We start from the raw sequence: 13,108 nt of genomic DNA on the forward strand, positions 1-13,108 counted from the left end.
AAATGAAGTAGAGCGTCTGTTTCGCCGCTTGAAAGGTTTCCGAAGAATATTTAGTCGATTTGATAAGTTGGATGTCGTTTTTAAGTTCTTCATCAACTTTTCATTGATCGCTGACCGGCTAATTAGTGTTAACAGGCCCTAGCTAACCGAGGGGGTCCATTTTGGGAAATTCTCTGGAAGAGACTATCGAAATCCACTATAAGTCAAAGTGTTATCGAAGAGATACGCTGGGCAGAACCAGCACCAACCACCAAGATTAAGGCAAGCATCACGACCTTGGATAAGTTAATCGCAACAAGAGACAATCCTTTTATACATGAGTCTGCGCTAATAAAGCTCGCTCTTAGCTTGATTTATGAACTTCAGACTAAAGAAACATTTCAGTCAATATCTCCATCCCAAATAGTAATTAAAAAGAAACTGCTGAGAGATCAGTGGTCAAAACTATGGAAGCCGAACCAAAGGTTGGAAATCAAGGAAATTAAGGGCTCCTCATGTAATGACCCGCGATTCGCCCTTCCAAATTGGTTAAACAATACAAATGACGCAAAAGTTATTTATAGTATTGGGTCCATACTTAGATCAGCAGCAGTAGGAGTAGCAGACTTCACAGGTAACCGCTGGAAACCAATAAAAGTACAAAACTATAAAGGACTACGTACAGGCTGGTATAAACGGCGAATAGGGATGATGCACGCCCCAGAGGCATTGGTCGGGGAATTCGCCACTCTATCAAGCTGGTCAGCGGAGCTTTTAATGAAGTGCCTACAATGGCCTGGTTTTGAGTCTACCTATTTATCCTATAAAGACATCGCCGCAATTGACTCTATAGAGGGATTTGAAGAAATTCTGAAAGAGAGGAAAAAATTTCTTGATCGCTGGTATTGCGAAGCGGTAGACACGCCAGCATTGATCACTCGCGTGGAGCGCCCTAAGGAAAAGAACCCAAAAGGCTTCCGTTTGGTGTCGGTTCAGCAACTATTACCGCGAACAAGCGACTTTAGCAAAGCAGACCCAAAACTCGACACTCCTGCATTACGCGCTGCGAATAGAGATCATTTATCTCGCGTTTGCCAACTCACCTACAAGACTCTGAAAGCAAGCTTAGCCGCAGAAAATAAGCTTGAATATCCCGGAGCCGATTTAATCGTTTTTCCTGAGCTAGCAGTCCATCCTGATGATCAAGACTTAATCAAGCAGCTTGCTGACAAAACCAGGGCAATCATTTTTGCTGGAATGGGGTTCCAGGACCATGAGGGCAAGCTAATAAATGTAGCTAGGTGGTTTATCCCTGACTATCGCGATACTGGGAGACAGTGGGTAATCCGTGATCAAGGCAAGCAAAACCCGATGAAAGAAGAGACCCCCCTGGGAGTCAAAGCCCATAGGCCATGCCAACATATAATTGAAGTGCAGGGAGATAGCGAAGGGCCGTTTTATATTAGCGGAGCCATCTGTTACGACGCAACAGACTTGAAACTGGCGTCTGATCTTACTGACAAAACGGACCTGTTCATTATTTCCGCACACAATAAAGATGTTCGCACATTTGACACCATGGCCTCGGCGCTTAACTACCATATGTATCAACACATTATGGTGGTAAACAAGGGAGAATTTGGAGGCTCAACGATACAAGCACCCTACCGGGAACAATATGATCGGCTCATATCTCACTCTCATGGAACAGATCAGATTTCAATAAATGTCGCAGACATAGACTTAGCTGCGTTTAAAAGGAAATCTAAATCTTATAAAGCGGTTAAGACCAAACCTGCAGGCATTAGTGCATAGCTACCTATTAAAGTTGTCAAAGGGCGGAACTGCCGCTTCTTGTGTAGATCCACTAGCAGGTTGCTGAAAAATCCCTCCCTGGCTTGCCTCAACAGGCTGCTAGGACATGGAAGATCTCAATGAAAGTTTTTTGCAGGAGAGCCTAATAGCTTTAGAAATTACCGAAAGTTAACCAGTGAATCCCGATTCAAGTCTCTAATACTTTTAGCTCCCGTCAGGGTCATTGCGACACGCATCTCGTGCTTGTATAAGTCGAGCAGTTTTTCAACGCCGATTTGGCCCTGTGCAGCCAATGCATAGAGATAAGAGCGTCCTAGCAGAGTACAGTCCGCGCCCAGTGCAAGCATGCGAACCACGTCCAGGCCGCTTCTGATGCCCGAGTCGACAAAGAGCTTGAGATCGCCTTTGACTGCATCGGCGATACTGGGAAATGCCTTTGCCGTGGAGAGAACGCCGTCGAGCTGGCGACCACCATGATTGGATACCACAATACCATCTGCGCCAAAAGACACCGCATCTTTGGCATCCTGCTTATCCAGAATGCCTTTAATTATCATCGGGCCATCCCAGAATTCACGAATCCACTCCAGATCTTTCCAGGAAATTGAAGGATCGAAGTTTTCCTCAATCCACCCTACATAATCTTCCAGACTGGTAGGTTCCCCACGATAGGTAGAGATATTACCCAGGTCGTGCGGTTTACCAAGCAAACCTACATCCAATGCCCAGCTGGGGTGGCGCATGGCTTGGAACACTCGACGTGCACCCGCATTGGGTCCACTCATACCCGAGTGCATGTCGCGATAACGGGCACCCGGCACAGGCATATCAACGGTAAATACTAAAGTGGTAACGCCGGCTTTTTTCGCGCGCTCTAACACATTTCTCATAAAACCCCGGTCTTTGAGAACGTACAACTGAAACCACATTGGACGCTTGAGATTGGGGGCAACTTCCTCTATCGGGCAGACTGAAACCGTAGACATAGTAAATGGAATGCCTTTATTCTCCGCACCCTTTGCCGCCTGCACCTCACCTCTGCGCGCATACATGCCCGTTAAGCCAACCGGCGCAAGTGCGATTGGCATAGCAAATTTTTCATCAAAAATCTCAGTTTCAAGGCTTAGCGCTTCCATGTTTTTTAATACGCGCTGTTTAAGCGTAATCTCTGCTAAATCTTCCGTATTTCTTTTTAATGTATGCTCACAGTAAGAACCACCATCGATGTAATGAAAAAGAAATGGAGGCAGTTTCGCTTTGGCGGCGACACGGTAGTCGGTGGGAGCAGAGATGATCATATTTCAATCCTGTAAAAATTTTAATACAAGCCTTTCTTGCATACTCCAGTATGTTCCATATCTTAAAGAGGGGGCCGCTACTGCCCACAAACCTGCTGGTGCTGCCACAATCGCAAGCAAACACCGACTCTGGTTTACAGCCCTTTTCTTCTTTTTTGTAGCTTCTCCGGGCAGGGGTCCAGCGGGTGCTCACCGGCCTGAGTTTGCCCGGAACAAAACTGCGCGGCTGACCCATAAGCGGGATGCCAGCGAACCCAGTCTGTAGATGGGCAAGGTCAACCGATCCTAACTATATAGCACCCATCGCCGGTGCGCTGAATGTTTGCCTTAAAAAGCGCGACCATTGGCCTTCGAGTAACAGGGTCATCTCGGTTAGTGTGAACAGGCCCTAGCAGACCAGGGCAGATTTCGCTTTTTCTGTGCGCAGGAGCCTGGAAATATAGGCACCAAAATAATCTTATTGGATTGTATTCGGTTTTCTTTAAGGGTAAAGCGGCGTAATATTCAGAGGCATTGCTCGCCATTTCGGGCCGTAATTGGGCAGGTTTCTGTCAACCAACAATAAAAAACCCCAAACGGCCCGGGCAATGTCCAGCAGATTCCTCCCTGCAACAGGAGAACGGTAGCGTGACCTGAGAATAGAGAAAAGGCGCTGACCCAAGGTGCACGAACACCAGGGGCCAGCTAACCAAATTGATACTATGACTATCAAAATGGCTATATGGATAATACGCTAGAAGCCCGCTCGTCTTCAATAAACTGGAACAGTTACAGTAGGTTGGAGCGATTTCCCAGGTCCTGGGAGCGTTGCGTCCGTCTTTTCTGCTTTTGCGTCTACCGTTCCCGCGCACCGCCCTGCACTTCCCCTAAACATCACTTTCCGCGCTTCCCCATCGCGGGACATCACCCTATGGTTTGCGACCCAGAAGGACAGGCCTATGTTGGTTTTAACCCGCCGGATTGGCGAAAACCTCAGAATTGGAACAAACGTATCCGTCAGAGTATTGGGTGTGACGGGTAATCAGGTCAGGGTGGGCATAGAGGCCCCCAAATCCCTGCCCGTGCATCGGGAGGAAATCTATGCGCGCATCCAGAAGGAAAGGGAGTCGGACAATGAAAGTCGTTGAATAATTGACCTGTTTATAACCAGTAACAAATAGGGCCGCAGTAAAGTGTTGGCGCCCTATTCCTTGTCATTGGATGCCTTGATTCCCTGCGAAGCGGGTGGCTGATCTCCCTACAGTGAGGTCAGCCCCTACGCCAATTCCGCCTCCTGCCCCCTTGATCTCTTCACTCTAGGCCGGCAGCTATACGCCGCTGGCGAGGTCCTTTCCCACCGGCCCATACCCCCGGGCAGCCCGGGATACGGGTTTTGCTCTACCACCTCCAGGTGTCCTTTCTGAGCGCCAGCGAGTAGGGTAATGGCGAACTGCCTGGCCCTCCGGGCCGGCCCGCTTGCAGCCTGCCACTCGTCCCCAAAACCCGCCCCCCCAGTACGCTGGCGCCCATACGCCCCGGAACCATAGCCGCCACAAGGCACTTTAGTCGTGTATCCCTGCGCCCTGTCCGCAACCAACTGGGCTTTACCGATTGGCTGCTGAAAGTAAAAACCCGATTCCTTATGGTGGCAATAACACAACAAGGGGGCTTTGGGAGTGGATATACCTCAGGCTAAACCGCCCAAAGTGGTTTTAAAGCCACTTGGCATGATTGTATTAATACTGTCCGTGATTGTTCTCGCCGCCTGGGGAATCCTGGCCAGTCGATCCGACACCATTACCGCAAATATCAATGAACTGGTGATTGACAGTGTCAGGACCGGGCCATTCGTTCGGGATATTCGCGCACCGGGCACATTGCAGCCCCAGACATTTCGCTGGATTGCCGCCACTTCCAGGGCAAGGGTGGAGCAAATTCTTGTCTATCCCGGCGCAAAAGTGGAAGTTGACACTATCATCATGCGGCTCTCGAACCCGACCCTGACCCGGGAACTGGAAAGGGCCACTTACGCCCTGGAGGTCGCACAGGCTGAATTCAATGCTCTGGGAAAACGCCTTAAAAGTGACACCCTGGCCCAGGAGGCGGTGGTAAACGATTATCAGGCCAGGTTCGAAAACGCGGATTTCAGACTCAAAGCCAACGAAGCACTAAAGGACCTGCAGATAGTATCCGCTTTGGATGTCAAAGAAACCAAATTGCTTCAACAACAATACCAATCCCGGCTTCGTATAGAAAAGAAACGTCTGCAACACCTAAAGGAACTTCAGCTGGCCGAATTGGCGGCGAAACAGGCCCAGGTCAACCAGGCGCGAAGTGCACTCAAGCTTCAGCAAAGCCTTAAAAATGATCTCAATGTAAAAGCCGGATTAACCGGTGTTCTACAGTTCGTCCCGGTGGAACAGGGGCAGCAGATAAATACAGGCGATGTTTTGGCCAGGGTGGCCCGGGAAGATGATCTCAAAGCCGAGCTGAGGGTCCAGGAAAGCCTGGTCAAAGATGTGTTATTGGGCCAGAAAGTGGTCGTCAGTGCCGGGGGAAATAGTGCGACTGGCCACATAAGCCGTATAGATCCCGCGGTACAAAACGGTGTGGTTTTGGTAGACGTGATTTTTGATGAGTCAGGCCTCACCGGTTCAAGGCCGGATTTAAGGGTAAATGGCGTAATAGAAATAGAGCGTATACGAAATGCACTAACAATCAGAAGACCTGTGCAGAGCCGGGAAAACAGTAATAACAATCTCTACCTGATAAGCGAAAGCCAGGCAAGGTTGGTCGCCGTCACCCTGGGCAGTGGCTCGATTGACCGAATCCAGGTAACTGACGGACTTAAGGCCGGTGACAAAGTCATTGTTTCTGATGTTTCACAATTCAATGACAGCCCTTTGCTTAGCCTTCAATAATATAGGAATAATCATGAGCCGTATTTTACAAGACATAGGATACGCCTGGCGGGCTGCCATAAAAAAACCGGCAATCAGTGCCCTGATTGTTATTACATTTGCCTTAGGCATAGGCGCAAATAGCGCGATCTTTAGTATGGTTTACCATGTCATGTTAGCACCATTACCCTATCCAGAGGGGGATAGACTGTTGCGCCTGCAACAGCATCAACCTGTCGCGGATAGAATGGACTTTGGTTCATCCGTACAGAGCTTTTTTGACTACAGAAGATTAACGACGGGGCTGGAGACCCTAGTTGAATATCATTCCATGCAATTTACTCTTTTAGGCGATGGCATGCCAAAAAGAGTCCAGACGGGTGTTGTCAGTTGGAATTTCTTTAAGATGCTGGGGGTTAAGCCCATATTGGGGCGTGATTTTGTCTATGGTGAAGACGAGCCCGGTTCCGAACCTCTTATTTTGCTATCCCACCGATACTGGCAGGAGCAGTTTGGCGGGAAAGAGGATGTGATTGGCCTTAGCCTTGAAATGAATAATGCCGTGCATAAAGTGATAGGTGTTCTACCACCCATGCCGGCCTACCCGGACGATAACGACATCTATATTTCGGCCGCAAGCTGCCCATTTCGCTCCAGCACGGGCATGATCAACAATCGACGTCCGGGTATGTTGACATTATTTGGAAAGCTCAAAGAGAGCCAGAACCTGGAAAGGGTAACTGGGGAAGTAAATACTATTGCAGGGCAGTTACAGGCTCAATACCCCGATGATTACCCTACCAGCAATGGTTACAGTGCAAATTTGATATCGTTAAAAACTGAAATGATTGGTGATTCTTCCAATACTTTCATACTACTGTTGATTATTTCAGGGTTGGTAGTACTGATTGCCAGCGCTAATGTTGCCAATATAAACCTGGCCAGGGCTTCTTCACGCAGCCAGGAACTCGCCATTCGCGAGGCGATTGGTGCAAGCCCCGGGCGAATAGCACAGCAATTGCTAACCGAGAGTATTTTATATGCCCTGGCTGGCGGAGTCGCCGGCCTGTTACTAGCTTACCCGACGCTTACACTTTTATCTGACTTTGCTGCGGATTATACGCCCCTGGCCAGTGAGGTAAAAATGGATGCTATGGTATTGTTTTTTTCCCTTATTATATCTGTAATTGCGGGAGTGATCAGTGGCAGCGCAGCGGCATTCAGCAGGAGAAACATTAATAGCGCACTGAAGGAGGGCGGGGATAAGGTCACTGCCAGTGTTACAGGACAAAAATGGCGAAGTGGATTGTTAACGGTTCAAATGGCCCTGTCATTTGTTATATTGACCATCTCAGCCCTTGTGACCATGAGCCTGTACAAGCTCAGCAACCAGGAAACCGGCTTCAACGCCGAAAATATTTTGGCGGTGAACCTGGACCTTAACTTCAGCAATTACACCAACGGGCAACAGGTACGCGACTTCACTCGCAATTTACTGCGCGAGGTATCCGCATTGCCGGATAGTGAACAAGTCAGCGTGTCGGCCAGTTTTCCCCTTGCTTCCAATGTACTTGGCCCGATTGATTTCGAGACACAAAGACAAAACCTGGATCGGGATGAGGTGCGGCCAAGAGCAAGGGTGGTCTCCGTTACCCATCAGTTTCACTCCTTGCTCGGCATTTCTCTATTGCAGGGACGCTATTTCAACGCATCAGATGATGAAAACAATCCTGGTGTGGTATTAATCAATCGCAGCCTTGCAAAGCAGTTTTTTCCTGATATCAGCCCCCTTGGTGAGAGGCTGTCTGTTGATGGAGGGCAAAACTGGCTCGAAATTATTGGGGTGGTGGCAGATGTAAGATCCACTGGACTTGATCAAACCGAAGGGATAGCATTTTATGTTCCTTTCATGCAATCCCCTTCAGGCCGCGTCAGGTTGTTGGTTAAGTCACGTATTTCACCCTATGAATTACGAGACCCCATCATAAATATTGTCGGCCTGTTGGACCCCCAGCAAGCGATTGCATCAATACAGTCGATGTCTGATGTAAAAGAAAACTGGCTGGCTACGCCCACATTGATTGCCAGCTTATTGGGCTTGTTTGGATTCCTGTCGCTTCTTATCACCTTGTCAGGCATCTTCGGTGTAGTGTCCTACAGCATAGGCCAGAGATTAAAGGAAATTGGAATACGTATTGCTGTTGGTGCAACGCCTAAATCAATTATGCGGATGATGCTTAAACACAGCATTAGGATGATCCTAGCAGGTATTTCCATTGGACTGATTGGCATGTGGTTGGTTGGCCCTAAGCTTCAGGCGTTTTTGTATCAAACAAACGCTTTTAGCCCGCTTATATACCTGACAATCTTATTGGTTTTGGTCGTGGCAGCTATTTTGGCCGTCACCGCTCCAACCTTAAGAGCGATCAAGCTCGACCCTTCTTCAGCACTAAGAAATGAATAAAATAAAGGAATTGATATGAATGCTAAACAACCCCTGATCAAATTGGAATCCTTATGCCGCTACTTTAATAGCAATGGCTTGGTGACCCGCGCAATTCACAATCTCGATCTCGAAATATATCCTGGGGAATACGTTTCTATCTCTGGTCCATCCGGATGCGGCAAATCCACCTTATTATCCATATTGGGACTGCTCGACGGTGCGACCAAAGGCAACTATTACTTAAAACAACACAAAGTTGAGCACTTCGATCTTTATCAAAAAGCCGCATTGAGAAATAAGGAAGTTGGGTTTGTCTTTCAGGCATTTAACCTGATTGGCGATATGACTATCTTCGAAAATGTGGAACTTCCCCTTACCTACAGTAATGTGAAAAAAAATAATCGAAAGCAACGGGTCATGGAGATACTTGATCAGGTCAATATGGCTCACAGAAAGGACCACTTTCCCGCTCAATTATCGGGCGGACAGCAGCAAAGGGTCGCTGTGGCAAGGGGAATGATTATTAATCCTTCCATCCTTTTGGCAGATGAGCCCACTGGCAACCTTGATTCTGCCAATGGCAAGGAAATCATGGATTTACTGGATCAGTTAAATCAGCAAGGCACAACCATTTGTATGGTGACTCACGATGCCCGCTTTGCACAAAGGGCTACAAGGACTATTAAACTGCTGGACGGACAGTTATTGCAATAATATGCCTATCCATTTATAACAGCGTAACTCCGATTGGTATGAACGAGGAAAGATAACAGGTGGGCGAAAAAGCAAAGAACTATAGGCAGGTTTCGGTCATTCTGCTTTGCCTTGCAATAGGTCTTGGCTGCTATGTGGTGCTGACACAGCTATCGGGAATGTTAACCATTCGCGATTACCAGCCCAACCCTGTGGCTCAGCTCGCATATTTAATGATAAAGGTGTGGTTTCCCTGGGCGCTATTATCCCCACTGGTTTTGTACTTGGCCAGGCGATACCCCATTACTCCTGCAAATTGGTTACCCATGATAGGAGTGCATTTTGTTATATTGATGGCTTTATCATTGTTACAGACTTCTGTGATCAGTTATCACTATCATTTTTTCGAAACCATGAGTGAGTCAATGGTAGGCTACCAGCCGTGGCAACATATAGGCCATTTTTTGTTTGGTGACTACCTGTTTCTTTTTCATTTTATTATTTATACCATATTTGTTGCCAGCCAGAACTTAAGCAATTTTTATAATTTTGCTGAAGAAAAGGAATTGGAGAGCGAAACCCTGAGAAGACAATTAGCTGAGTCAAAGTTGCTCGCATTGCGCATGCAAATTAATCCTCACTTTTTGTTTAATACATTGAATATCATATCGGTACTAATACTCAAGGAAGAGAAACAGCAAGCTGCTGCGTTGCTGGAGAAATTGTCAGCTTTTTTTCGTCAGACACTGGAGAGGTCAGAAACTCAATGGGTTCCGCTAAAGACTGAAATAGATATTATCGAGCAATATCTGTTTATTGAAAGAGCACGTTTTGGCGAACGATTAAATGTAATAATGGATAATGATGACAATGCGCTGTCTATCACCGTTCCGTCGATGATTTTGCAACCCCTGGTCGAAAACGCTATCACTCATGGTCTGGGTGAGAAAATCCGATCAGGCACACTGATGTTGAGATGTGAACTGATTGATGATTTTCTGTTAATACAGATTGTCGACGATGGCGTGGGCTGCAATTTTGCAGGCAAGGACTACAATCCTGGGATTGGCATAGAGAATGTGCGGCAAAGATTGATTCAACTTTATGATAATGATCATTTGTTCAACCTGAAAGGAGAGCCTGGCAAGGGTGTAACCGTCACGATGAAACTGCCAATAAGGAAATTTAGGGAGCATAAGCAATGACTATCAGAGTTCTCATTGTTGATGACGAGCCTTTGGCCCGTGATGGTGTAAAATTACATCTTGAATCCCAGGGCGATATGGAAATCATAGGGGAGTGTTCAAATTCAGCACAAACAATAGCCTTTATTAACAGCCACCAGCCTGATCTGGTTTTTCTTGATATCAAGATGCCTGGTAAAAGCGGCTTTGATGTTATCAAGGAGGTGGGTGCAGACAAGATGCCACTGGTTATTTTTATGACCGCTTATGACCAGTATGCTATTGCGGCTTTTCAGATCAATGCCCTTGATTACCTGTTGAAGCCAATAAATCCCACCTTGTTTCACGAAAGCCTGAACCGAGCACGTAGTGAGATTAAGAAAAAACAGATAACGCATTATTCGCAGCAGCTCAATAATCTTCTACAAGGGCTAAACACCGAATCTGATGAGGTTGATACCCAAAATTCACAGCGAATTATTGTGCGCTCTCATGGCCATGTCTATTTTATCCGCCCGCAAGACATCCAATGGGTGGAAGCAAAAGGGGATTATGTCACTGTACATACTCACAACCGAAAACATTTACTGCGCGATACCATGCGCAATATGGAAAAACGGCTCGAGAATGCTGGCTTTCAGCGAATCCATCGGTCGCTGATTGTGAAGGTAGATAGCATTGTCGAATTAACGAGTCTCGATTCTGGCGATTATGAAGTAGTAATCGAGGATGGCACAACACTTAAACTCAGCCGCTCCTATCGCGATACTTTATTTGCGTATTTGGACCCCGCTTCTGTTTTGTAATCAGGCCTCAGCAGTCATTTCCTCAGGATTTTTCCTGGAAGAATCCGTAGGGATCAAATCGATAACTTTCGCACTATAAATCACACCAAATATGCTGTGGCGATATCCCCTACTTTTAGGTTGGCTCACGCTCCTGTCCCGCAACGGTTATGGGCCCTAAGCCTGTCGGGTCATTGGGAGCACCTTGCGGGAACGGCCCACAACCAACTCCTTGTTGAGGCCTCGGACGCTTTCGTAGTCTGAAGGGAGGATTTCGCCTCTCTGTTATGGCTCCACCACCGAGCCAAATCGCTAAATGTGGCATCGCTTGCTGCCTTACTACATTTGGGAATGCCCCAGCGACAAAATACTGGGGACCGCCCACCAGTTCGGAAGAAAATAGTCACCTGCTGGCCGGCGGAAAATAATCCATCACTACAACCATCAAATCACCGTAAGTAAATGCCCACTCTCATACTATTGGATTGAAAGGAAATGACTCATAGTCACCCCGCATTGGTGACTGGTTTCCTCCAGGCCCGCAAGTCCCTACAGGAACTGGTTTTGAACTTCAGCAACCGGGGCTAGGGAACAGCGCCCGCATCCCGCCCCGCCACCAAATCGCTGCCCCAGGCAACCCCTGAAAACCCCACGAACCCAGTGCTCTCGCGCTTTTGCTTATCTGGGCCATCTCAGTTAACCTAATCCGGCTCCACCAAATCCAACGATTATTTGATGGGATTATTTGTCCGGCAACTAAATTAATTGCCGGACAAATGTGGTTACAGGGACGTGCCACAGCCGCGCGGAGGCCGGTACAAGCCCGTAATATCCACGTCATTCCGCGTAATTTCGCACTTTCCTTAGGGCCGCTTCAATCGATGTGGGATCATCTATTGGGTTGCCGGGTTGATAGTTGTGAGGGTCGAGTACTCATACGCTATCAGTGGTGTCAAGCTAATCAATGCGACCCATGTGGATGCCTGTATGTACTGTCTGACCGATGCCCTTAGCAATTGGGCCCAGCGCCGCTATGCGGATTTGAACGGTACCAGACGCATCACCTTGGTGCACAGCGAAGCCTTGGCCAACTGTGTGATCGCCAAAGCTATTGCTAAGATACCAGTAGCTATGACACCGGTGAGACTTGCTGGGAGGGCTATTCACAACCCAGTTATACAATAGCTTAAATCTCCCGCTCGAGGTCTCTACAAAGGAGTCGGTAACTGAGAATTATTTACGATAGTTGGAGCCACTAGTCAGCGCGCCAATCGCCCTGGCGACCACTCCCAGAGTCCGGAAATAAATGAGAGAACAGAAAAACAGCCTGTTATTGATGGATTACAAATTACAAAAAGAACTCCAAGGAATCGATATGCACTTTACCAAATCCGTCCTCGCGGGGGCGCTGAGTCTGCTGGTGGCCCATGGCACCAGCGCGGCTGTCACACAACAGAACTGGTCCTATACCTACACCGCAGCGGGCAAGATGGAGACCGCCAACGGCCCGCGCACCGATGTCTCCGACATCACCACCTACGGCTATGATGCTAACAACCGTCTCACCAGCACCACCAATGCCCTGGGGCAGGTGGAGTCGGTGCTCGAATACGATGCCGCCGGCCGGCCTCTCAGGGTGCAGGATGCCAATGGCCTGCAGATTCATTTCACCTATACCCCCCGCGGCTGGCTGAAAACCGCCACGGCCAAGGCGACTGCTGGTGATCGGGTTACCAGCTACACCTACGATGCCGTGGGCCAGGTCACCAATATCGCCTACCCGGATGGCTCCGACATCAGTTTTGAATATGACGACGCCCGCCGCCTCACCGCAGTGGAGAATGCCCTGGGCGAGCGGATGGAATATACGTTGGATGCCGCCGGCAATGTACTGCAGGAAAAGATTTATGCCGCCGACGGCACCACCCTGGTGCGCTCTGTCAGCCGCAGCTATGACGAGCTGAGCCGCCTGATCGATGTGGATGGCAACAACGCCCAGAACACGGCTATCGCCTACGACAAGAACGGC

The 13,108-nt window shown here is 48.2% G+C and carries 9 protein-coding genes; 8 read left to right on the plus strand and 1 reads right to left on the minus strand.

The window, feature by feature from the left end; all coding sequences use genetic code 11:
- The first annotated feature begins 276 nt into the window (after positions 1-276).
- Complete coding sequence (locus AB1S50_RS17395) at positions 277-1,794, plus strand: carbon-nitrogen hydrolase family protein (RefSeq protein WP_367152365.1); 1,518 nt, start codon at positions 277-279, stop codon at positions 1,792-1,794.
- A gap of 158 nt (positions 1,795-1,952) precedes the next feature.
- Here the strand turns inward: AB1S50_RS17395 and lldD are convergent, their stop codons facing one another.
- Entirely contained in the window at positions 1,953-3,092 is a 1,140-nt protein-coding gene (lldD, locus tag AB1S50_RS17400; protein ID WP_367152366.1) for an FMN-dependent L-lactate dehydrogenase LldD, read from the minus strand.
- 938 nt (positions 3,093-4,030) lie between these two features.
- Between lldD and csrA the strand changes: the two genes are divergently transcribed.
- The 7 genes from csrA to AB1S50_RS17435 form a co-directional block, all read left to right on the plus strand.
- The gene (gene csrA / locus AB1S50_RS17405; protein ID WP_367152368.1) at positions 4,031-4,219 is read left to right on the plus strand and encodes a carbon storage regulator CsrA; all 189 of its coding nucleotides are present in this window, start codon (positions 4,031-4,033) and stop codon (positions 4,217-4,219) included.
- A 579-nt stretch (positions 4,220-4,798) separates the two neighbouring features.
- Entirely contained in the window at positions 4,799-5,992 is a 1,194-nt protein-coding gene (locus AB1S50_RS17410; protein ID WP_367152369.1) for an efflux RND transporter periplasmic adaptor subunit, read from the plus strand.
- A gap of 13 nt (positions 5,993-6,005) precedes the next feature.
- Complete coding sequence (locus AB1S50_RS17415) at positions 6,006-8,435, plus strand: ABC transporter permease (protein ID WP_367152370.1); 2,430 nt, start codon at positions 6,006-6,008, stop codon at positions 8,433-8,435.
- A 15-nt stretch (positions 8,436-8,450) separates the two neighbouring features.
- Entirely contained in the window at positions 8,451-9,131 is a 681-nt protein-coding gene (locus AB1S50_RS17420; protein ID WP_367152371.1) for an ABC transporter ATP-binding protein, read from the plus strand.
- 59 nt (positions 9,132-9,190) lie between these two features.
- Complete coding sequence (locus AB1S50_RS17425) at positions 9,191-10,315, plus strand: sensor histidine kinase (protein WP_367152372.1); 1,125 nt, start codon at positions 9,191-9,193, stop codon at positions 10,313-10,315.
- Positions 10,312-11,100 (plus strand): LytR/AlgR family response regulator transcription factor, encoded by a 789-nt coding sequence (locus AB1S50_RS17430; RefSeq protein ID WP_367152373.1) that lies wholly within the window; start codon positions 10,312-10,314, stop codon positions 11,098-11,100. Before AB1S50_RS17425 ends, AB1S50_RS17430 begins: the two co-directional genes overlap by 4 nt.
- 1,285 nt (positions 11,101-12,385) lie before the next feature.
- The coding region (locus AB1S50_RS17435) for a hypothetical protein (RefSeq protein WP_455363762.1) at positions 12,386-13,108 on the plus strand (723 nt) is incomplete at its 3' end.

Source organism: Microbulbifer discodermiae, assembly GCF_040742695.1.
Lineage (GTDB): Bacteria > Pseudomonadota > Gammaproteobacteria > Pseudomonadales > Cellvibrionaceae > Microbulbifer.

Bases quoted from the DNA above. Each gene is read 5' to 3' on its own strand.
- csrA (WP_367152368.1), top strand. From the start codon at position 4,031: ATGTTGGTTTTAACCCGCCGGATTGGCGAAAACCTCAGAATTGGAACA.
- AB1S50_RS17420 (WP_367152371.1), top strand. From the start codon at position 8,451: ATGAATGCTAAACAACCCCTGATCAAATTGGAATCCTTATGCCGCTAC.
- AB1S50_RS17415 (WP_367152370.1), top strand. From the start codon at position 6,006: ATGAGCCGTATTTTACAAGACATAGGATACGCCTGGCGGGCTGCCATA.
- AB1S50_RS17430 (WP_367152373.1), top strand. From the start codon at position 10,312: ATGACTATCAGAGTTCTCATTGTTGATGACGAGCCTTTGGCCCGTGAT.
- lldD (WP_367152366.1), bottom strand. From the start codon at position 3,092: ATGATCATCTCTGCTCCCACCGACTACCGTGTCGCCGCCAAAGCGAAA.
- AB1S50_RS17410 (WP_367152369.1), top strand. From the start codon at position 4,799: ATGATTGTATTAATACTGTCCGTGATTGTTCTCGCCGCCTGGGGAATC.